This is a genomic window from Cognatitamlana onchidii, from assembly GCF_004804355.1.
Taxonomy (GTDB): domain Bacteria; phylum Bacteroidota; class Bacteroidia; order Flavobacteriales; family Flavobacteriaceae; genus Cognatitamlana; species Cognatitamlana onchidii.
Window position 1 is genome coordinate 111,960 of record NZ_SRWZ01000008.1, and the last position, 23,739, is coordinate 135,698.

General features: G+C 35.2%; 18 protein-coding genes. 15 read left to right on the forward strand and 3 right to left on the reverse strand.

Annotated features, from left to right (window positions below; translation table 11 throughout):
• The first annotated feature begins 51 nt into the window (after positions 1–51).
• A complete protein-coding gene (locus E5D58_RS14315; RefSeq protein WP_136482956.1) occupies positions 52–927 on the forward strand; it encodes a hypothetical protein in 876 nt (291 codons plus the stop codon).
• A gap of 219 nt (positions 928–1,146) precedes the next feature.
• Here the strand turns inward: E5D58_RS14315 and E5D58_RS14320 are convergent, their stop codons facing one another.
• On the reverse strand, positions 1,147–4,560 hold the full coding sequence (locus tag E5D58_RS14320; protein WP_136482958.1) for a tetratricopeptide repeat protein: 3,414 nt from the start codon (positions 4,558–4,560) through the stop codon (positions 1,147–1,149).
• Positions 4,561–4,666: 106 nt separating this feature from the next.
• A complete protein-coding gene (locus E5D58_RS14325; RefSeq protein ID WP_136482960.1) occupies positions 4,667–5,512 on the reverse strand; it encodes a universal stress protein in 846 nt (281 codons plus the stop codon).
• Positions 5,513–5,708: 196 nt separating this feature from the next.
• Between E5D58_RS14325 and E5D58_RS14330 the strand changes: the two genes are divergently transcribed.
• From E5D58_RS14330 to E5D58_RS14350, 5 genes are all read left to right on the forward strand, one after another.
• On the forward strand, positions 5,709–6,761 hold the full coding sequence (locus E5D58_RS14330) for a M28 family peptidase (protein WP_136482962.1): 1,053 nt from the start codon (positions 5,709–5,711) through the stop codon (positions 6,759–6,761).
• A gap of 66 nt (positions 6,762–6,827) precedes the next feature.
• Positions 6,828–7,838 carry a M28 family metallopeptidase gene (locus tag E5D58_RS14335; RefSeq protein WP_136482964.1) on the forward strand — a complete coding sequence of 337 codons (1,011 nt, stop codon included), beginning with the start codon at positions 6,828–6,830 and terminating at the stop codon, positions 7,836–7,838.
• 128 nt (positions 7,839–7,966) lie between these two features.
• Positions 7,967–10,489: a PIG-L family deacetylase gene (locus E5D58_RS14340; protein WP_136482966.1), complete on the forward strand. Its 2,523-nt coding sequence runs from the start codon at positions 7,967–7,969 to the stop codon at positions 10,487–10,489.
• A gap of 112 nt (positions 10,490–10,601) precedes the next feature.
• Complete coding sequence (locus tag E5D58_RS14345) at positions 10,602–12,314, forward strand: sodium:solute symporter (RefSeq protein ID WP_136482968.1); 1,713 nt, start codon at positions 10,602–10,604, stop codon at positions 12,312–12,314.
• On the forward strand, positions 12,292–13,281 hold the full coding sequence (locus tag E5D58_RS14350) for a Gfo/Idh/MocA family protein (RefSeq protein ID WP_136482970.1): 990 nt from the start codon (positions 12,292–12,294) through the stop codon (positions 13,279–13,281). Before E5D58_RS14345 ends, E5D58_RS14350 begins: the two co-directional genes overlap by 23 nt.
• Positions 13,282–13,420: 139 nt before the next feature.
• Here the strand turns inward: E5D58_RS14350 and E5D58_RS14355 are convergent, their stop codons facing one another.
• On the reverse strand, positions 13,421–14,272 hold the full coding sequence (locus tag E5D58_RS14355) for a DUF2911 domain-containing protein (protein ID WP_136483075.1): 852 nt from the start codon (positions 14,270–14,272) through the stop codon (positions 13,421–13,423).
• 196 nt (positions 14,273–14,468) lie between these two features.
• On the opposite strand from E5D58_RS14355, the gene E5D58_RS14360 reads away from it, so the two are divergent.
• The 9 genes from E5D58_RS14360 to E5D58_RS14400 all read left to right on the forward strand — a co-directional run bounded on the left by E5D58_RS14360 (position 14,469) and on the right by E5D58_RS14400 (position 23,694).
• Positions 14,469–15,125 (forward strand): MIP/aquaporin family protein, encoded by a 657-nt coding sequence (locus E5D58_RS14360; protein WP_136482972.1) that lies wholly within the window; start codon positions 14,469–14,471, stop codon positions 15,123–15,125.
• 88 nt (positions 15,126–15,213) lie between these two features.
• Complete coding sequence (locus tag E5D58_RS14365; protein ID WP_136482974.1) at positions 15,214–15,870, forward strand: TetR family transcriptional regulator C-terminal domain-containing protein; 657 nt, start codon at positions 15,214–15,216, stop codon at positions 15,868–15,870.
• Positions 15,871–15,880: 10 nt separating this feature from the next.
• Complete coding sequence (locus E5D58_RS14370) at positions 15,881–17,194, forward strand: ABC1 kinase family protein (protein ID WP_136482976.1); 1,314 nt, start codon at positions 15,881–15,883, stop codon at positions 17,192–17,194.
• On the forward strand, positions 17,194–17,823 hold the full coding sequence (locus E5D58_RS14375) for a flavin reductase family protein (protein WP_205660328.1): 630 nt from the start codon (positions 17,194–17,196) through the stop codon (positions 17,821–17,823). The genes E5D58_RS14370 and E5D58_RS14375 overlap by 1 nt, the downstream gene beginning before the upstream one ends.
• Positions 17,820–19,247: an SDR family oxidoreductase gene (locus tag E5D58_RS14380; protein ID WP_136482980.1), complete on the forward strand. Its 1,428-nt coding sequence runs from the start codon at positions 17,820–17,822 to the stop codon at positions 19,245–19,247. The genes E5D58_RS14375 and E5D58_RS14380 overlap by 4 nt, the downstream gene beginning before the upstream one ends.
• Before the next feature lie 13 nt (positions 19,248–19,260).
• A complete protein-coding gene (locus E5D58_RS14385) occupies positions 19,261–19,386 on the forward strand; it encodes a DUF2256 domain-containing protein (protein ID WP_394345713.1) in 126 nt (41 codons plus the stop codon).
• On the forward strand, positions 19,356–20,660 hold the full coding sequence (locus E5D58_RS14390; RefSeq protein WP_136482984.1) for a DASH family cryptochrome: 1,305 nt from the start codon (positions 19,356–19,358) through the stop codon (positions 20,658–20,660). Before E5D58_RS14385 ends, E5D58_RS14390 begins: the two co-directional genes overlap by 31 nt.
• A gap of 6 nt (positions 20,661–20,666) precedes the next feature.
• Positions 20,667–22,199 carry a cryptochrome/photolyase family protein gene (locus E5D58_RS14395; protein ID WP_136482986.1) on the forward strand — a complete coding sequence of 511 codons (1,533 nt, stop codon included), beginning with the start codon at positions 20,667–20,669 and terminating at the stop codon, positions 22,197–22,199.
• Positions 22,189–23,694 (forward strand): cryptochrome/deoxyribodipyrimidine photo-lyase family protein, encoded by a 1,506-nt coding sequence (locus E5D58_RS14400; protein WP_136482988.1) that lies wholly within the window; start codon positions 22,189–22,191, stop codon positions 23,692–23,694. The genes E5D58_RS14395 and E5D58_RS14400 overlap by 11 nt, the downstream gene beginning before the upstream one ends.
• The last annotated feature ends 45 nt before the right edge of the window (positions 23,695–23,739 follow it).

The window sequence follows — 23,739 nt, forward strand, 5'->3', positions numbered from 1 at the left end:
TATAAATGTGTCGATTAAAAAATACTAAGATTAATTTACTTAAAAAAAAAAATGAACAAAACACTAGTATCTATTTGCCTATTCTTAGTTTTTAACTACGCCACGGTTGCGGCTCAAAAAATTGCACCTCCCAAAGGCCGTATTGCTGTTGTTGCAGATGGAAATTCGCCAGATCCTGATGACCTTGGCGGTACTGCTGTTACCTTGGCTTTATTAAGGTCTTCTGGCTTAGAGAATAAATTGGTTCATTATTCGCATAGCTGCGATTTGGTAAGAGACGATCGTATTTCTAAACAAGCGGAAAAAGAGCGACACCATTTAATGCAAGTAGCATGTAACATGACTGCAAGACGCTGGGGTGGTTTTGAACATTTAACATTTTATGATGCCATGTGGCAGCAAGAGGCAACCATTAATGATTTATGTTGGGCCATTAATGCTTCTACAGCTGATGACCCCCTATGGATTATAGAGGCAGGTGAGCCTGATATAATTGGAATGGCCTTAAAAAAAACACCTAAAGAAAAACATCAATATATAAAGGTAGTGACCCATCATCCTGCAAATGATAATGCTGGTGATTTTTACACTTGGCAGCAGATTTTAGATTTTGGCATTGAAGAAGTACGCATACCAGACCAGAACATCAATTTAAAACTAGACCACGAAAAATGGGATTGGGCAAAGAACCATTCAGATCCAAGAATTAGATTAGTATGGACTATTGGTAATATTGCCGAACTGGATAACATCGTTAATTTTCAAAAAGGCAAATGGGACTGTTCTGATGCAGGTATGGTATTATACTGGATTACCGGGGCAAATGTAAATGATGGACTAGAAGCAGGTAGCCTCGATGTTGTTAAAAATTTCTTGGAAAATTATGTAACGAATAATCCTGAACCATCCAGAAAAAAGAAAAAATAATACATCCCAGTTGTATTTCTTGTAACTAAGAACTTTCCATTGAGGTTAGGTCAAATAAGCATATAACTTAACCACAAGAAAAATAGCCTTGCCTAGAACAACTTGAAAGCAGCTTGTTTAAATGCGGTGTATTACTTGGGGACTTATTTCAGTCAATTTAGAAGCGTAAAATCATTTTCTTTTAGAGAAAAAATTCTCCTGCAGAAACCTTAATCTCAACTATTTTTTGCTCATAACATTAACAGCGTCCCAATCTTCTGGAACCCCAGAAATAGTATATTCTGCTGATTTGGTTATGAAATATTTTGCCACAGCGTCCTCTGGGTTTTTAGATAAAACCTTATCGAATGCCGCAGAAGCTTTAGGAAATTGTCTATCAAAAAAACAGCTAAGTCCTTTTTCGAAATCCGATAAGGTTTTAATCTTCAAAGCTCTTATGTTTTTTGGATCCCCATCAAAACATTCATAAATACCCAAAGCATGATGTTTCCCTTCAGCCATAACCTTTCCTAAGTACCTAAAATGAAAACGTTCTTTATCATCTATAAGCTTCATGCTATCTTCACTTACAATAATATTCGCTCCATAATATTTTGTAACACCTTCCATTCTTGAAGCCGTATTAACTGTATCTGCAATAATAGCGGTGTCATTTCTATGCTTATCACCAATAATACCCATTACAAGATCTCCCGTATGCATACCCATACCAACAGAAATTGGTTTAAATCCATCTACCGCACGCTCTGCATTATAAAGCAAAACAGCTCTTTGCATAGCAATACAAGCGCGAAGGGCATTGCTCGCATTTTCTGGAAACAAAGCCATAATACCATCTCCTAAATATTGATTTACAAAACCTAAATGCTGCTTAATTAAGGGCCCCATTCTACCAACATAGGCATTAACAAACTTAAAATTCTCTTCAGGAGTCATGGATTCTGCCAATGTGGTATAGCCTCTAATATCAGTAAACAAAACAGTCACTTCTTTCTGCATATGATCTCCTAAAACAACATCTGTAACAGCTTCTCGACCCACAGATCTTAAAAACTCGGATGGCACAAATTTACTAGTTGCCTTATGAATCCCTTGAAGGTTTAAATGCGTTTTAATTCTACTTAGAAGTTCATTTTTTGAAAAAGGCTTTGTTAAATAATCATTAGCGCCAACATTAAAACCTGCAACCAAGTCGCTTATTCTATTTTTTGCTGTTAGCAATACAATAGGCAAATCACTGGCCGTATAGGTTTCTCTTATTTTTTCACATACTTCGTATCCAGACATTGTCGGCATCATAACATCGAGTAACACCAAATTAAAGTGCCCCGATTCAATACATTGTAACGCTTCTTTACCATTACTAACCTCTTTAACTCGATACCCTGCAACTGTTAAGTGATTTTCTAGAACCCGCCTATTTATGGGTTCATCATCTACTATTAAAATCTGAATATTATTGGAATAATCTATTTTAATAGTATCGATTTCATCCTCGGAAGCCGCTTCTTTATTTGCAATACTTTGAATAACCTCGTTTTCAACCCCTTTTAAAATATCCTTCCTTTTGTAATTACTCAATGGTAACGTAAAACTAAAAACCGAACCCTTGTTTAACTCAGAACGGACCTCAATGGTACCCCCATGAAGTTCTACAAGTTGCTTTGTAACAGACAAGCCTAGACCTGTTCCTCCATAATTCCTTGACGTAGTTCCGTCCAGCTGTTCGAAGGATTTAAAAATATCATTAAGTTTAAAATCCGGTATCCCCATACCTGTATCGGAGACAGATATCAAGAGCATATCCTTTTTTTCTTCTGCAGTAATTTCAATTGAGCCCTTTTCCGTAAATTTAATAGCATTCCCAATAAGATTATATAGTATTTGTTGAAGTCTATTTTCATCGGCCTCCACTAATGAAACATGTTTAGCAATAGAATTTTTTAGAGTGATACTTTTATCTTTTGCCAAAGTCTCAGAAACTTTTAATACCAAATTAACCAATGCATGAATATCTAAAGGGTTTATAGAAAGTACAAGGTCTCTATTTTTTAATTTAGAGAAATCCAAAATATCATTAACCAAATTAGACAGACGCCTTCCACTATGGGTTATCATATTTAAGTTCTCAATAGCTGTCGATGGTAATTCACCTGCGATTCCATCCTTGAGGGACTCCGAAAGCCCTATAATACCATTAAGTGGCGTACGCAATTCATGGGACGTATTAGCTAAAAACTCATCCTTAAGCTTATCTATTTTCTCTAAGTCTGCAACACGCTGTTTTTCATGTTCTGTCTTTCTTTGCTCCTCTATAATTTGAAGGTTTTTTTCCTTATCTGCTAACTTAATTTTTTGCATTGTTTTGTACCTATGAAATAATAAAAAAGACGCAATAATTGTTGCAATAGCAATTGCTAGCATTATATTTCTAAAGGTGGTTTCTTCCTTAATTTTTAGCTCTTTTATTTGCGCTTCTTTTTCAAGGGTAAGTATAGCGTTCTCCCTTTTCTCCGAATTATATCTTTCTTGAAGTTCTTCAATTTGTCTTGATTTAGCTTCGTTATAAAGACTATCTTTTAAGACATTTATTTGTGCCTCATAAGCAAAAGCTTCCTCGTAATTACCTTGTGAGGCGTGCAGTTGTGATAGCAAAGAATAGCTATCTTTAACTCTTTCCTTATCGCCTAGAGACTTAACTATTTCTAAAGACTTTAACAAAAAACTCTCAGCTTGTTTAAAGTTTTTTAGATTAAAATGGTTTTTACCAAGTTCAAAAAAGCTCATTGCTAACTCACTCTTTTGATTTAGCCCCGATCTTATAGACAAAGCTTGAGTATGATAATTCAAAGCTGTTTTATAATTTCCTTGAAGGTTCGACACCTTTCCAAGTGACTCGTAATCATAGGCCATCCCCCATTTACTTGATATCTCAGTATCTAATTTAAGTGCTTTGTTAAAAAAAGATAACGCTTTGGTATAGTCCTTTAATAAGAGATACGCATCACCAATATTGTAGTTACAATTGGCTAATTCTGTTTTATCACCTAATCGCTCAAATATAGTAAGTGCTTTATTATAATTTTCTAAAGCCTGCTCAGTTTTACCTGTTTTTTTTAAAGTCTCTCCTATAGCATTTAGAACGGTAGCCTCACCAAAAACATCGCCAATACCTTCATAAAGCTTTACAATTTCATAATAAATTTCAAGGCTTTGCTCCACCTTTCCAATATCATCAAGAATTATTGCCTTTTGATAGAGTCCATTAGCTACCTCTTTTTTTTCATTTCGGTTTGCCGCATGCGTTATATATTCGTCAAAATAACCAAGCGCTTTATCATAATTACCTCTTTGCCTTTCCAATACACCATATTGGTATTTGGCTAAAATTTCGCGCCCTTTCAAGCCTTTATTAATAGCAAAATGGTACAGACTATCTATATACAATTCTGCAATGCTATCATTAGATCTGCTATTCAAATATTCCCATGAAATATCTTTCAAGGCTTGACACTTAACCGAATCGTTAGTAGCATATCGGTATACCTTTTTTAAACTGTCTAATCTATGAGTTTGACCAAGAGTAAGACGGCAAGTAAAAACTAAAAATAATACATATAGAATGTATTTCATTTTAAGACATATTTGGTTGGGCTGATGTTATAAAGTTAAGCGTAAATCTTTAAACTTTAAAAAATCTCCAAACAATTATACTGCAACCTAGGTATATTAAAAGTGTTTAGAGAGATGGACTGTGCATTACTAGAAGTGGTATATCAATATTATATGCCAATGTTTCCTCCAAATGCTCAGTAAATAAACGCTCTATAAAAGAGTGTTTCTTACTCATCATGGCAAGCATTTTTATATCATTTGCTTTTAAATAATTCTGTATCGCTTGGAAAATATCATGCGTGTTAGAATCAATATAATCATGCAATGCTTTAGGAAAGTATTCGTTAAAAAAGTCTTCATTTAAGCTTTGGTTTTGAGCCAAATGATGTTCATCTGCCACATGTAATATGCTGAGTTTTGCATGATGATTCAGCATAAACTCCTGCAATGGTTTAAGTTCTTCAGGTCTAAACAAAGGTAAATTATTGGTAGTGAAAGCAATGGTCCTAAAGTGACTAAATTGGCATCCATCTGGCACAACCAATATAGGGGCATAACAGCGCTGAATAACCCTAACCGTATTGCTTCCAAAAAGCGTTTTTGATAGACCAGACGCCCCTTTAGTACCCATAATTATCAAATCTATTTTTTTGGTATGACTCACCTGATTGATAGCATCAATAAAATTATCATAATCTACAATTGAGAAACATTCAAAGTTCTCAAATTCATAATCCGATTCTATCTTAGAAATAATATTATCTATAGACTTCTTTGCCGCACTTATAATAGTTTTATAAATCGTTCCTGATGCACCAACCACCATCATATCGTCAGAAATAAAAGATGATGCTTTTTGAACATTTAAAAAGTAAAACCTACAAGCTTCACCTTTCATCAAGTCCAAAGCATAATAAATGGCATTAAGAGAATTTTTCGAAAAATCGGTGGGTAATAATATGTTCTTCATGATGCTAGTAATTGACAATCAAGTAAATTTATTATTCCTATCCATAAATTACTATGACAAATGTTAGGATAAAATTTCATGTTTTGTTCATTCAAACTGGCTTCACTAGAGATAATATTTTAAATAGAAGTTCATGCAAAATAGCAGTAAGTAATTTCCTCAAATACTTTATATTTGTTGAGCTATTAAAAATCCTATGAAATTAATTTTAACATTCTCTCTCCTAACACTTGTTGGCACTTGTTCAACACCAAAGTACACCGCAAAACTTCAAAACTTAAAAGATAATATTAAGATAACAGACACGTCCTTAATAAAATTCTATGCCAATACTATAAAAAAAGAAGAACTAAAAACACACCTATATGAGTTTTCATCAGACAAATATGAGGGCAGAAAAGTTGGTGAAAAGGGCCAAAAATTGGCGGCTGAGTTTTTAAAATCTTACTATCAAAATGAACAAATAGCCTCTCCTTTTGGTGGTAGTAACTATTACCAAATGATTCCATCTGATTTTTTTTCTAATAATATTAAAAGCTCTGAAAACGTTCTGGCCTACATTGAGGGGACAGAAAAACCAGATGAAATTATTATTATTTCTGCTCATCTTGACCACTTGGGGATTGATGCACATGGTGAAGTTAACCATGGCGCCGACGACGATGGATCTGGAACTGTAGCACTCATGGAAATGGCTCAGTCTTTTAAAATGGCTAAAAATGCTGGCCATGGCCCTAAACGCAGTATTCTTTTCCTTCATTTAACAGCCGAAGAAATAGGAAAACGTGGTTCTGAATTTTATGTTAGTCATCCAATATTTCCTCTGGAAAACACCTTGGTCGACTTAAATATTGATATGATTGGACGTATAGATGATTTACATAAAGAGGATAAAGACTACGTTTATTTAATTGGATCTGATAGATTGAGTAAAGAACTACATTATATCTCAGAGAAAGTAAACAATACTTTGTTTAACATTCATCTTGATTACAGATATAATGCTGAAAACGACAGTAATCATTACTACGAACGTTCAGACCATTATAATTTTGCCTTAAAAGGGATTCCTGTCATCTTTTATTTTAACGGTGTTCATGACGATTACCACAGAGCTACAGATACACCAGACAAAATAGACTATGCCCTTCTAGAAAAACGCACTAAGCTCATATTTGCTACAGCATGGCAAATTGCTAATCAGGAAAATCGCCTTGCTGTAGATGCGAACAATGACTTTTTAAATTAGCTGTATAAATAATAAGGCCATCCCATCTTATTTTTGTAATATAGAGCTTTTAATAGTTTAAATTTTATGTTTTTAAAACACGTTACTACCTTCATTTGCGCTACTATTACTTTAATGTCTTGTAGTAGTTCTCAAAACAAAAACAAAAAATACGATAATCCCGAAACTTACGCCAAAACGATAACGGCCGCGGAATTAAAAGAAATGCTTTATACGTATGCTTCCGATGATTTTGAAGGCAGGTATACGGGAGAAGCAGGACAGAAAAAAGCAGTTGAGTTTATTAAATCTCATTATGTTGCGAATAAAATAAAGTCACCAATAAGCAAAAACGATTACTTCCAAGACATTCCGGCTACATTTTTTAAAGACGGTATAAAGGCTTCAGAGAACGTCCTTGCATATATTAAAGGTTCTGAAAAACCAGAAGAAGTAATTGTTATCTCAGCGCATTTAGACCATATAGGCATATCAAAAAAAGGAGAAATCAATAACGGCGCGGATGACGATGGTTCTGGTACTGTTGCTATTTTAGAGATTGCAGAAGCCTTTAGAGCGGCTGAGAAAGATGGAAAAGGCCCTAAACGTTCAATTCTTTTTTTACATGTTACCGGTGAAGAATTAGGGCTGTATGGTTCAAGGTACTATACTGATGAAGACCCTATATTTCCATTAAAAAACACGGTAGCCAATTTAAATATTGATATGATAGGACGTGTAGACCCTAAACATGAAGGTGGTCAAAACTATTTATATTTAATCGGCTCGGATAAATTAAGTAAAGAGTTACATGAGCTTTCAGAAGAGGTTAATAAAGCTTCTTTTAATTTGGAATTTGATTATACATATAATGACGATAATGACCCAAATCGTTTCTACTATCGCTCCGACCATTACAATTTTGTTAAAAAAGGAATTCCAGCTATTTTTTATTTTAATGGCACCCATGCCGATTACCACAAACCTTCTGATACGCCTGATAAAATTAACTACGAATTTTTAGAAACTAGAGCTAAGCTCATTTTCCACACAGCCTGGAAACTCGCTAACCGAGAAGAGCGCATAAAAATCGACTAGAGCTTATTTCTTTTATGCGAAAAGGGGGCATACAGATACTTAACATCATCAAAGCGTTAAAGAAAAACTAAAACCTCTTAAACTGGAGGTATCTTTATATATATTTGGTTTTTAGCTAACTGAAAATCATGCATAAAAAACTACTTTTATTAGTATTGGCGGTACTTTACCTATCCTATGGTAATGCCCAAAAACCAAAAACGCCTTCAGCTTCTCAAATCTACGAATCGCTTCAAAAGTTAAACTTTTTAGGCTCTGTTTTATATGTGGCTGCACATCCTGATGATGAAAACACACGCCTGATAGCTTACATGTCTAATCATGTAAAAGCAAGAACCGCTTACCTATCGTTAACCCGTGGAGATGGAGGACAAAACTTAATTGGTCCTGAAATTCGTGAATTATTAGGGGTGATTAGAACCCAAGAATTACTGGCCGCGCGAGGTGTTGATGGCGGTGAACAACTTTTTACTCGAGCAAATGATTTTGGCTACTCAAAACACCCAGATGAAACACTTAAGATTTGGAATAAAAATGACGTTTTAAGCGATGTTGTTTTGGCAATTAGACAATTTAAACCAGACGTAATAATAAATCGTTTTGACCATAGAACCCCTGGAACAACCCATGGTCACCATACGAGTTCGGCCATGCTGAGCATGGAGGCCTTTGATTTAGCCAATGATAAATCAGCATATACTGATCAATTGAACCAGACTAGCCTTTGGCAACCAAAACGCTTGTTTTATAATACAAGCTGGTGGCGCTATGGAAGCAGAGAGAAATTTGATAAAGTTGATAAAAGCAACATGATTAAATTTGACATTGGTACATACTACCCTTTAAAAGGCTTATCTAACAATGAATTAGCCTCATTGGCAAGCAGTCAGCATTTGTGTCAAGGTTTTGGAAGGTTATCGCAACGAGGTACTCAAGAAGAATATATTGAATTCTTAAAAGGTTCGCCTGTTGATAATAACAACATTTTTTCAGGTATTGACACCTCATGGAACCGCGTTCTCGGTGGTTCGGCAATTGGCGATATTTTATATGCGGTGGAAAATAATTTTGATTTTACAAACCCATCAGTTCATATTCCGCAATTAATCGAAGCCTATAAACACCTTCAAAACATCGAAGATGAGCATTGGAAAACCTTAAAATCGAAAGAACTAAAAGCCATCATCGAGATGTGTGTTGGCCTGTATTTGGAGGTCTCGGCTGAAACCAATTGGGCTACATCAAATGAGTCAGTTAAACTAAACATAGAGTCCATTAATAGAAGTAACATACCCTTAACCCTATTAAGCATAAAGACCCCAAATGGTACAAGCGTTTCAAAAAATATAGAGCTAAAGAGCAATATAAAATTTACTTTTGAAGAAATTATTAAAATCAAGGAAAACGCACAACCTACAACCCCGTATTGGCTCAACAAAAAAGGTACATTAGGTATGTACATTGTAGATAACCCCGAGCAAATTGGGCTACCAGAAACTCCTAGAGTCTATAACATGGATTTTAATGTTTTAATTGATAATACCCCTTTTACATTTACTAAGCCAGTAATTCAGAGGTACTCAAAACCTGATAAAGGCGAGCTATACAGACCTTTTGAAATCATTCCTGAGGCTTCTGTAAAGATTACTGAAAAGGTTATCATTTTTGACTCTGATAAATCACATGAAGTCAGCGTTGTTATTAAATCTGGTCGTCATGATCTTAAAGGAACTATTGAATTATGTCACCCTGAAGACTGGAGCGTCTCACCAAAAATGCATAAAGTATCTATAGCCCACAAAGGCGAAGAGCAAACGGTAATATTTAATGTAACGCCTCCTAAAACGGGTAGTGAGGGTTTTATTGGTCCGATAATTCATATAGGTGATAAAGATTATAATAAAGAACTCTTTGAAATCGCTTATGAGCATATTCCTTTTCAAACTGTTCTATTGCCAAGTGAAAGCAAGGTAGTCCGTCTAGACATTAATAAAAGTGGTGAAAACATTGGCTATATTCAAGGCGCTGGAGATGTTGTTCCTGAAAGTTTAGAACAAATAGGATACAAAGTAAAAATTCTTAAACTAGAAGATATAAATACGGAGTACCTTAGTGAATTTGATGCCATTGTAGTTGGAATTAGGGCCTATAACACCTTGGATGATATAGAATTTAAACAGCCTCAGTTATTTGATTATGTTGCCCAAGGCGGAAACATGATAGTACAATACAGTAAAAGCTACGGTTTGAAAACTGCAAATATAGCCCCCTATAGTTTGACTTTATCCCATGATCGAGTAACTGATGAAAATGCTAGTGTAAGATTTATTAATCCGAAACATGAAATTCTAAATTCACCTAATAAAATTACTCAAAAGGATTTTGAAGGCTGGACTCAGGAACGTGGATTATATTTTGCAAATGCATGGTCAGATAAATTCACACCTATTTTATCCATGAACGATAATGGAGAAACAGCTAAAGAAGGTAGCTTACTAATCGCTCAGCATGGCAAGGGCTATTTCATCTATACCGGGTTAAGCTTTTTTAGAGAGTTTCCTGCTGGCGTTTCGGGTGCATATAGATTGTTTGCTAATATGATCTCCTTGGGTAAAGAAGACATGAATTTAGAAGCTAAACGAAATGATTAACCATGGATGACAAAGAACCAAAACAAACATGGCTTAAGCTATACTCTATTGTTTTAATAGCCAACACCCTATATTTTATAGTCTTCTATATCATTACAAAATCGTTTTAATTATGCAAACTCTAAGTTGGATTGACTGGACGGTTTTATGCTTTACGCTAATCGCTATTGTAACTTATGGCACGCTACAAACCAGAGGTAGCAAAAATGTAAAAGACTATTTACGAGGTGGAAATACATCTAAATGGTGGACAATAGGGCTGTCAGTAATGGCTACTCAGGCGAGTGCAATTACTTTTTTGTCCACACCAGGTCAAGCGTTTAATGATGGTATGGGCTTTGTTCAGTTTTACTTTGGCATACCTATTGCCATGGTGGTTATTTGTATGGTTTTCATTCCGCTGTATTACCGCCTAAAAGTTTATACAGCTTACGAGTTCTTAGAAAATAGATTCGATTTAAAAACGAGAACGCTTGCCGCCATTTTATTCTTAATTCAAAGGGGGCTAGCAGCAGGTATAACCATATTTGCTCCGGCCATCATACTATCTGTTGTTTTGGGCTGGGATTTATTAACATTAAATATAATTATTGGGGTCTTAGTAATTATTTACACCGTTTCTGGAGGCACGCGCGCCGTAAATGTGACTCAAAAACATCAAATGGTAGTGATTTTTATAGGGATGCTTATCGCGTTCTTTTTAATAGTTGATAAATTGCCAGAAGACATCACATTTTCAAAAGCACTTGAAATTGCTGGTGCGAGTGGCAAAATGGAAGTTCTTGATTTTTCCTTTGATTTAAACAACCGTTATACCTTTTGGAGTGGTATTATTGGCGGTACGTTTCTAATGTTATCCTATTTTGGTACAGACCAAAGCCAAGTGCAACGCTATTTGTCTGGGAAATCAATTAAAGAAATGCAACTGGGTTTAATATTTAATGGTATTTTAAAGGTACCAATGCAATTTTTCATACTTCTTGTTGGTGTGATGGTATTCGTTTTTTACCAATTTAATGAAGCGCCTATTAACTTTAACCCTACTGCCACTGAGGTTGTTTTAAATTCAGAATATGCAGAGGACTTTAAAGCCCTGCAAAAAGAACAGCAGGATATTTTTAACGACAGACAAAAAATTATTGAAGCTTATATTTCGTCAGAAAATGATAATGCCTCAAAATATATTGCAATAGCAAACGAGGCCAATGATGACATTAGAAGCGAAGCAAGATTATTGATTGACAAAGCTTCTGAAAGCCAAGACATCAAAATAGAGAGTAACGATAAAGATTATGTATTCATCCATTTTATTCTAACCAATTTACCTCGTGGTCTTATAGGTCTTTTATTAGCAGTAATTTTAAGTGCAGCCATGTCCAGTACTGCCAGTGAATTAAATGCTTTGGGCTCAACAACAGCCATTGATTTATACAAACGTAACGTTGGTGAAAAATCTGAAAAAGATATGGTAAAAGCTTCAAAATTTTTCACCTTTGCTTGGGGGATTATAGCAATTGGAGTAGCATGCATTGCTAATTTAGCAGAAAATCTAATTCAATTGGTTAACATTATTGGTTCTATTTTTTACGGAAATGTATTGGGTATTTTTTTACTGGCCTTCTTCTTTAAATTTGTAAAAGGAAATGCCGTTTTTACAAGTGCGCTTATTACTCAGCTTATAGTAATTAGCCTTTTTTTACTTAATGAATACAACTATATAAACCTACCGTTTTTATGGCTTAACTTTGTAGGCTGTATAATTGTTATAGGTACGGCCTGCTTAATTCAATTTATAACCGCTAATGGAAAAACCATTGAATCCTAAAATAATTAAATGGGGCATTATGGGCTTAGGAAATATAGCGCATAAATTTGCTACAGACCTTTTAACCGTCGAGTACGCCGAACTTCATGCTGTAGCCTCAAGGTCTCAAGAAAAAGCGAATACATTTGCTGCTAAATTTGGAGCTACTAAAGCTTATGCATGTTACGAGGACTTTATTCTAGACGAGGAGCTTGACGCAGTTTATATTGCTACTCCTCATGCATTGCACAAGTCAAATACCATGCTGTGCTTAAAACATAAGGTTGCTGTTTTGTGTGAAAAACCTTTTGCTATGAATACAAGTGAGGTTAATGACATGATTAACATGGCTAAAGAAAAAAATGTACTTCTCATGGAGGCTCTATGGACATATTTTCTGCCACATTATCAATATGTGCTTCAAGCCATAGAAACTAAAAAATACGGCAACTTAATTGGCCTGGAAGCGGATTTTGGTTTTTATAGAGCCTTTAATAATGATTCACGTCTATTTAATAAGGGTTTGGGAGGTGGTAGCTTACTTGATATTGGAATCTACCCGATTTTTGTAGCTTTAAGTACCTTAGGCATACCAGAACATATAGAGGCCAAAGCTACCTATTTCGAAAACGGTGCAGATGCCTCCTGCGACATGGTATTTAGCTACCAAAACCAAGTTAAAGCAATTTTGAAAAGTTCCTTGCTAGAAGACACGACTAATCACGCGGTATTTAAATTTGATCAAGGCAGTATTCGAATTAATAGTGGCTTTCATGCCCCTACTACTATTAGCATATTTCCTAAAACAGGCCCAGAAGAGAACCTAGATTTTGGTTACAACACCATTGGATACAATTATGAAATTATACACTTTAATGATTTACTGAGAAAAGCTCAAACAGAAAGCCCCATAATGTCCTTTGACTTTAGTAAACAGCTTATAACACTTTTAGACATTGTAAGACAACACATTAATCTTACTTATTAAAAAAAATACTGCGTTAACGATTGCAGCGGCATCCTTTTGCTTTTGCTAAAGATAAAATGGAAAGCGTGTTAAAACGCCAAAATAAAAAAGCGCAACTTAAAAGTTACGCTTTCCTTTTTTTATGACTTAATAAAGAAACTTACATAGCTCCCCATTCCTTTAAAGAATCTTCATTCATTTTTACGTAATCAGCATTACCGGCTTTTTTCGCACCTTCTAACGATTTTTTTGCAGCAGCAATGGCGCCCACTTTATCTCCAGCTTTTGCATGTATTAAAGATTGTTGTCTTAACACCCAAAACTTTGGTGCATCCTTATCCATATCAACCGCTTTATCGATCCATTCTTGAGCTTGCTTAATATCCTTACCTTCTTGTAAGTAATAAACAGCTGAAGAGAAATAATCATTTGCTTTAGGTTCACCGCCTAAAACATCGTTGATACTAGCTAACACGGCATCGTCTGTAGGAACTGTAAAAGGAATTCCAACATACGTTTTTTCCCAAATAATCTCTATTATGGCCGAGCTATTTTTTATACTATTAATATCTATTGTAAAAGTCTCTACATTGAATGGTACTGGATGAACAGGCACCTCTCCCATAGCCATAACTTTACTAGCGTCCCATTCTTTTGGGGTACCCCAGTTTTCAGTATCAGCATAAAAATAAACTTCCCACATATCCTTACCTGGTTTCGTAAAAATAGCATAAGAACCAGCCTTTAATGTAGATCCAAATACAGAGGCATCTGTACTAAACGTAATAATGGTGTTTTTGTTAGCCCCTGTTCTCCAAACCTTACCATAAGGAACAAGATTTCCAAAAACTTCTCGATCCTTAACACCTGGTCTCGAGTATGCCAGAGTAATATCGGTTAAACCTACCTTTTGCTCAACCTTTGAAAAAGGACTTGGTTGGGGGGTATTTACCTGCGCATTTAATGTGTAAACCGAAGCGCAAATCATAAATAGTAATAGTAATTTCTTCATCATGTATAAGATTATATATTTGGTATAAATTTACATAACGCATTTCCTTTTAATGTTAACAAAAGCTTAAAATAAGACATTGTATATTTGCCAGATAATTAGAAATCGGGCGTTACCCAAAGGGTCGGGCTTTACACCGTATCTTTTACAAAAGCAAAAGGATGCCGTTACAATCCCTAACACTAAAGTATAAATTATGAAATCATATATCTCTGAAGCCATAGGTACATTTGCATTAATATTCTGCGGTTGTGGTGCTATGACTGTTAATGAAATAACGGGTGGTAGTATCTCTCATGTTGGGGTTGCGACCACTTGGGGACTTATTGTAATGGCCATGATTTATGCTTTTGGTGAAATTTCGGGAGCTCATTTTAATCCCGCGGTTACCATAGGCTTTGCCTTTGCGAAGAAATTTTCTTGGGGCCAAGTACCTGCATATATACTCGCCCAAGGTATTGGAGCCGTGTTTGCCGCATTTATATTATGGTTTTTATTTCCAGAAAGCCAGTTTTTAGGCGAAACCACACCTGCAGCAGGTTTTCCTCCATACAAAGCAGCGCTATTAGAGTTTATTTTAACCTTCTTTTTAATGGTTGTTATTATCAATGTCTCCACAGGAAGTAAAGAAATTGGTACCATGGCAGCCATTGCTGTTGGAGGCGTTATACTTTTAGAGGCTATGTTTGCCGGCCCTATGACCAAAGCATCCATGAACCCAATACGCTCCATTGCGCCAGCGCTATTTACAGGAAACTACCAATACCTTTGGTTATATATTGCGGCCCCAATATTAGGTGCCATAACTGCAGTTTCAAGCTGTAAATTAGTAAAAGATAGTACCTGCTGTTAAAGCTGTTCCTTTTTAATGCTTGTTATTTTGTTTAACTTTTTTTATTATTTATTAAACATTTATTATCTTTACCATAAATTTAGAAATCATGGCAAAGAAAAAAGCAGTTACACAACTAGACATCCTAAATTTTTATATGGACCATGTTTTAGAACACGGTTCGAATCCAAAATCTGTTTATGCTTTTTCAAAAGCTAATAATTTTGAGGAAGCCATATTTTACCAGTATTTTGCATCTTTTGAAATGGTAGAAGCATGTATTTTTGAAACGTTCTTTACAAATTCTATCAACGCCTTAAATAAAAACGAAGATTATAAAGTTTTTGACGCCAGAAATAAGCTATTGAGTTTTTACTACACCTTTTTTGAAAACTTAACAGCTAATAGAAGTTATGTAAATTATGTCCTCGAGACATACAAAAACGATTTAAAAGGATTAAAAATATTATCACGTTTAAAAACAGAATTCACCAACTATGTTGCCGGTTTAGGTATACAAATGTTAGATATTAAGCAAGAGCAATTCGAAAAAATTCAAGAACGAGCCTTAAAAGAATCAGCATGGATTCAGCTTTTGGTGACTATGAAATTTTGGTTAGAAGACACATCCGTCGCCTTCGAGAAGACCGATATTTTCATCGAAAAGTCTGTAAACACAACATTTGATGTGATTAACATTGCCCCAATAAACAGCGTGATGGACCTTGGTAAATTTCTTTTTAAAGAAAAATTTCACATGAACTAAAAGACATGTTATGAAAACCATAGATTACATACCTACATCAAAAATAGAGCGCGCTACTAAATTAGTATCTACAGGAGCAAAAGTAGGCGTTAACTACTTAAAATATTACGGCAATAAAATTGTAAATACCGAAACCGAAGCCAAAGAACGCTTAAATAAAAATAACGCTTCAGACATCTACAATGGTTTAAAGCAACTAAAAGGAAGTGCTCTAAAAGTTGCGCAAATGCTTAGTATGGAAAAAAGCATCTTACCACAAGCGTACGTTGAAAAGTTCTCTCTAGCTCAATTTTCGGTTCCACCATTATCACCTCCCCTAGTGATACGAACGTTTAAAAAATATTTTGGTAAAACACCAAATAACATATTTGACACTTTCAATGCAACTTCTGTTAACGCTGCTAGCATCGGTCAGGTGCATGAAGCGGCTAAGAATGGGAAAAAATTTGCTGTGAAAATCCAATATCCAGGAGTTGCAGAGAGTATCAGTTCAGATCTAGCTATGGTAAAACCCATAGCCATGAGTATGTTCAATATTAAAGGGAAAGATTCCGATAAGTATTTTAAAGAAGTTGAAGATAAACTCATTGAGGAAACGAATTATATATTAGAGCTAAAACGTAGCCAAGAAATTGCCGACGCCTGTTCGGTATTACCTAATTTAGAATTCCCTAAGTACTATGAGGAATATTCCTCGGAACGCATAATAACTATGGATTACATGGAGGGTGAACACCTTTCAGAATTTACAGCACATAATACCGACCAAAAGCTAGCTAACACATTAGGACAAGCACTATGGGATTTCTACATGTTTCAAATTCATCACCTCCAAAAGGTGCATGCAGACCCCCATCCTGGGAACTTTTTAGTTTCTAAAAAACAAACCTTAATTGCTCTTGATTTCGGTTGTATAAAAACAATCCCTCAATATTTTTATACACCCTATTTTGAGTTGGCTAAAAAAAGGAACCTAGAAAACAAAGATATCTTTAGAAAAAAGTTGTTTCAGCTCGAAATTTTAAAGAATGAAGATCCCCCCGAAGTCTTAAAGTTTTTCACTCAAATGTTTCATGAAATGCTAAGCCTTTTTACCAAACCATTTCATTGTTCGGAATTCGACTTTTCCGATCCCGCTTTTTTTGCACAAATAGCCGAATTAGGAGAACGATACTCTAAAAACACAGAACTTAAAAAAATGAATGGAAACAGAGGATCCAAGCATTTTATCTACATAAATAGAACGTTTTTTGGGTTGTATAATCTAATGTTCGATTTAAAGGCCAAAAATATTAAAATTAATAATTACCAAAATTTCATATAATGTTTTTAAGCCATTCCGACATAGAAAACCTAAATCACATTTATAAGATTAATTTAATTAATAGCTGTTCTGGGTATAAATCGGCCAACCTTATAGGTACTAAATCCTCAGATGGTATTGAAAACCTCGCCGTTTTTAGTTCGGTTACCCATATGGGCTCTAGCCCGGCTTTACTCGGTTTTTTTTTAAGACCTACAACGGTAATTAGAAACACCTATAATAATATTAAAGCCACCAAATATTATACAATAAACCCGATTCATAATAGCATTTTAGAACAGGCCCATCACACCTCAGCAAAATATGATGCATCCATTTCTGAATTTGAGGTTACAGGTTTAGAAGCCGAATATAAAAACAAATTTTATGCGCCGTTTGTAGCAAATAGTCCTATTCAACTAGCTATGGAGTTTGTTGAGGAATATAATATTAAAGCCAATGATACCATATTACTGGTTGGAAAAATAATAGGGCTGTACTTGGATGACCAGTTGATTGAAGAGGATGGGTTTATAAATTTATCGAAAGCAGAAATAGCTGCTATAAATGGTTTAGATGGTTACGCCGTACCCGAAAATAAAACACGTTTTGGTTATCAAAGACCCAAACAATTAATACAAACCTCATGACCATTCTTGTTACAGGAGCAACAGGCTACATAGGCAAACGCCTTATTCCTCTTCTTTTATCAGAAGGGCATACCGTAGTATGCGCTGTAAGAGATCGCTTAAGAGCAGACAAAAGTTATGCTGATGAGCCCAACGTATTTGTTATAGAAGTAGATTTTTTAAAACCTGAAACCTTAGATAATATTCCGAAAGAAATTGATGTCGCTTATTATTTAATTCACTCCATGTCTAATTCTTCCAAAGATTTTAAAAGTCTAGAGGAGCAATGCGCGATTAATTTTAAAAACCGTATTGAAAACACAAACACTAAACAGGTTATTTACCTGAGTGGCATTACAAACGAAAAAGAATTATCGAAGCATTTAAGTTCAAGAAAGCAAGTAGAACAAACTTTAAAATCTAAGGTGTATGCTTTAACCACCTTTAAAGCGGGTATTATTGTAGGCTCTGGAAGCTCATCTTTCGAAATTATTAGAGACTTGGTTGAAAAACTTCCGGTGATGATAGCCCCAAAATGGTTAAACACAAAAACCCAACCTTTGGCTGTTCGAGATGTTTTAACGTTTTTACACAGGGCTTTAGCCGATGAAAGGCTTTATAACCAATCTTACGATGTTTTTGGTCCCGAAATAATAACCTATAAACAAATGCTATTGCAATTTGCCGAAGTGAGAGGTCTAAAAAGGCATATTCTTACGGTTCCGGTTATGACTCCAAAACTGTCATCCTATTGGTTGTATTTTGTAACCTCAACTTCGTATAAACTAGCCACATCGTTAGTTGAAAGTATGGGGGTTCAAATTATAGGAAAACAAAGTAATGTTAATGAACTTTTAAACGTCAAGCCGCTTAAATACAAAGACGCTGTAGCACTAGCTTTTGAAAAAATTGAGCAAAATGGGATTGTTTCAAGCTGGAAAGATTCTATGGTTAGCAGTGGTAGACTTCGAAACAATTTACATAAATATATAAACGTTCCTAAGTTTGGTTGCTTTAAAGATCATAAAGAACTACCTATTAAAGATACCTCCAAGACGCTTAATAAAATTTGGTCTATAGGAGGTACAACGGGCTGGTATTATGGGAACTTTTTATGGCGATTACGAGGTTATATCGATAAACTCTTTGGAGGTATAGGACTGCGTAGAGGCCGAACAAGTCCAACCGACCTTGATGCTGGAGATGCACTTGACTTTTGGCGTGTTATTTTCGCAGACAAACAACAGAAAAAACTACTACTATACGCAGAGATGCGCTTACCAGGGGAAGCATGGTTAGAATTCAAAATTGAAAAAAACAAACTCAAACAAACAGCTACATTTAGACCTCGTGGTCTTTGGGGCAGGCTTTATTGGTATAGTGTACTACCTTTTCATGGGTATATTTTTAATGGTATGATTAATAAGCTGGTTTCGGTTGATTAATCAAAAATCACACTTGCCACATAAAGTATGTCCCGTTTGTAATTTTCCTTTTAACTGGCGAAAAAAATGGAAACTAAATTGGGATAGCGTTAAATATTGTAGTGCAAAATGCAGAAAAAACAAGAGAAAACAGGCTTAGTTTGGTTTAAAAACAACTTAAGAGTTCAAGACAACGCCATACTTAACAAAGCTCTTAATGAAAACAATGTGGTTCTTGCCGTTTATTATTTCGACCCCAAGGACTTCATGAATACGGCTTTCGGCTTTAAAAAAACTGAAAAATTTAGAGCAAAGTTTTTAATTGAAACCGTTGTTAATCTGCGTGCAAACCTAAAATTTGCTAACATCGAGTTATTTGTGTATCAACAATCTCCAGAATGCCATTTAGCTTCTTTTGTTAAAGAACATCATGTTACCAAGCTATATACACAGCTTGAATGGACACATGAGGAACTTGAAACTCATAAAGAAGTGCTAGACACATTAGAACATGATATTCAAGTTCATACTGATTACGATCAGTTTTTAATTCATCCTCATGATATTAACCTTGAAACCTCTCAAATACCAGATGTATTTACAAGCTTTAGAAAGTATATAGAAAAGAACTCTAGTATTAGACCACAAGCTTACTTAACAAAACACAACACCAATTTAAGTATAGAAAACACGACAAAAGTACCTACTTTAAAGGACCTAGGATTTCAAGACTTTTCCCTAAGCAATCATAGCGCTTTTCCCTTTAAAGGAGGTGAATCTGCTGCAAAAAACCGCCTAAACTATTACTGCTTCGAATCTCAAAAACTTGGTAATTATAAAAAAACCCGAAATGGCCTAATCGGACTAGATTATAGTTCTAAACTATCGCCTTGGTTAGCAAATGGTAGTATTTCTGCGAGAACTATTTATTGGACAATTAAAAAATTTGAAACCGAGTATTTTAAAAACCAATCGACTTATTGGCTTGTTTTTGAGCTGCTTTGGAGAGATTATTTTAAGTACATAGCATTAAAGTATCAAAACAAGATCTTCCAACGAAATGGTATCTCGAATAACTCCCATTTTTTTAAAAAGAACTCAAAAACTATAAGTCTTTGGATGCAAGGAAAAACTAAGTCGGCATTTGTAAATGCCAATATGCAAGAGCTTAATTCAACAGGGTGGATGAGCAATAGAGGTAGGCAGAACGTAGCGTCATTCTTTTCAAAAGAACTTCAAATGGACTGGAGAATTGGCGCTGCGTATTTTGAATCGCTTTTAATAGACTATGACGTTCATAGTAACTATGGTAATTGGATGTATGTTTCAGGTGTAGGCAATGACCCAAGAAATAGAGCGTTTAATGTTGAACTTCAAGCCGAGCGTTACGATCCGAAAGGTGATTATAGACGTTTATGGCAAACAAACCCATAATTTGAAATGAAAACTCTACGACTTATACTTGGAGATCAACTAAACATAAAACATTCTTGGTTTCGAGCGGTAGACCAAACTGTAAGCTATTGCCTATTCGAGATGCGTCAAGAAACCGATTATATAACCCATCATATTCAAAAAGTAATGGGGTTCTTTTTGGCCATGCGCCAATTTGCAGCAGACTTGGAAGCCTTAGGACATCAGGTTATATATTTAAACATAAACGATGTACACAACCAACAGGATCTTTTAAAAAATCTATCAAAAATTATTGAAGATTATGGTATATCGCGATTTGAATATCAATCTCCCGATGAGTTTCGATTATATCAACAAATCACTGAATTTACTTCCTCACTTTCCATACAAACAGCTTGCGCCTCTACAGAACATTTTTTCACTAGTAAAACTGAATTATCGCATTTTTTTAAGGGTAAAAAACAATACCTAATGGAATATTTTTACAGGTATATGCGCAAAAAACATGATATTTTAATGATTGGAGGGCAGCCCGAAGGTGGTAAATGGAATTATGATAAAAGTAATAGGCTCGCATACAAAGGAACTCAAAAGATTCCAAGTCCTGTAGTTTTTAAAAATCCTGTAGTAGAGGTTCTTCAAGATATAGAACAAGCCAATATCAAAACCATTGGACATTTTAATGACGATTATTTTAACTACCCTATAACCCGGTCTCAAGGACTTGAGCAACTTAAGTATTTCTGCGAACACCTGCTGGTTCATTTCGGGGATTTTCAAGACGCTATGCATACTGAAGAAACATACCTGTTTCATTCACGACTATCGTTTGCCTTAAATACTAAACTCATAAGCCCTAGGGATGTTATAAAAACGGTTTTAAACTATTACCGAACTCAAAGAAAAGATATACATATCTCTCAAATTGAAGGTTTTGTTAGGCAAATTATTGGTTGGCGAGAGTATATGAGAGGTATGTACTGGACCTTTATGCCTAACTACAAGAACTTAAATGCACTAGATAACCACAATTCACTTCCCGAATTTTTCTGGACAGGCAAAACAAAAATGAACTGTTTAAAACATGCAATAAACAATTCTTTAAACCAAAGCTATGCGCACCATATTCAGCGATTAATGATTACTGGAAACTTTGCCTTGTTAACCCAAGTCCACCCAGATGAAGTCGATAAATGGTATTTAGGCATTTATATTGATGCCATTGAATGGGTGCAACTCCCGAACACCAGAGGTATGAGTCAGTTTGCAGATGCCGGAAAAATAGCGACAAAACCCTATATATCTTCCGGGAGTTACATTGCAAAAATGAGTAACTACTGCAAAACATGTTGTTACAATAAAAATTTAAAAATAGAAGAAAATGCCTGTCCGTTCAATAGCCTATACTGGAATTTCTTAGATGACAAACGCCCTCAATTAAATGAAAACTTTAGAATGAAGATGATGTACAGCATTCTAGATAAAATGGATCCGAAAGAATTACATAGTATAAAGCAAAAAGCAAAACACATTATAGAACACCCTTATGTCTACTAAGCCCCAAATAAATATTGTCTGGTTAAAACGCGATTTACGACTTCATGATAATGGTGCTATTAATAATGCGCTAAAGTCGTCTCATCCATCATTGCTGTTATATTGTTTTGAGCCCATGCTCTTAAATGATAAACACTATAGCAAAAGGCATTGGGATTTCATTAAACAATCCTTAATAGATTTAAATAAAGCACTTGATTACTACAACTCGAAAATTTTGGTTGTTCAGTCGGATATTATCCCCGCCATAAACATGCTCCTTGAATCGTATAAAATATCGCATGTTTTTTCACATCAAGAGACAGGTCTTTTAGTAACTTATAACAGAGATAAATCGTTTCAAAGGTTCTGTAAAAATAATTTTATAACATGGAAAGAAAACATTAACAACGGCATACAACGTGGTCTAAAAAACCGTGACGATTGGAATGCCTTTATCTATACCTATTACGCTCAAGGGCAATATACCTTTGCTCCAATGCCCAATCAACTATTACATATTTCGGACATTGAGCATTTAGAAAAACATTTCAAAATACCAAGTCTTAGCACGAACAGCGACTTACCCTTTCAAAAAGGTGGTAGAACCGTTGGATTAAAATATTTAAAATCTTTTTTAGAAGGAAGATACCATAATTACATGAGCCATATATCCAAGCCACAAGACTCTAGGACGGGTTGCAGTAGAATTTCTCCGTACATAGCCTGGGGTAATGTATCGGTGAGAGAAGTGTATCAGGAAGCCCAAAATGTAAAAGAATTATCGGTCTATAAAAAACCCTTAGAAGCCTTCTTATCTCGACTGCGCTGGCAGGCACATTTTATACAAAAATTCGAAATGGAACATACCATGGAAGAAGCCAGTATTAACAGAGGATTCCATAAGCTGAAAAAAAGCGTTTCGAAAGCATATCAAACTGCATGGAAAACCGGCAAAACTGGTTACCCTCTAATCGATGCCTGCATGCGGTGTCTTAATGAAACCGGATATCTAAATTTTAGAATGCGCGCGCTCGTGGTTTCATTTTTTACGCACAACTTATGGCAGCCATGGCAAGAAGCAACATCACATCTCTCCCAAATGTTTTTAGACTTTGAACCTGGGATTCACTTTCCTCAACTCCAAATGCAAGCAGGAGAAACAGGGGTTAATATGTTACGAATTTACAATCCCATAAAAAACAGTCTTGAACATGACCCAGAGGCTAAGTTTATAAAAAAGTGGGTACCTGAACTACGACACTTAGATACCCCTTTTGCTCACCAACCTTCAATCATGACACCCTTAGAGCAAGAATTTAATAATTTTAAATTAGGTATAGATTACCCGAACCCCATTGTAGACTTAAAAAGTAGTCGAAAAATAGCTAGCACCGCTTTGTGGGAACTTAGAAAAAGCCCTTTGGTAATTGAAGAAAGTAAACGCATACTTAACAAGCATACCCCAAGAAGAAGGTTTAACCATGCAGAAACACCAAATAATGAAGCGTCTTAAAAACCATTATAAGTTTTCCCAATAGTAGTATTTATTTTTTTGTTT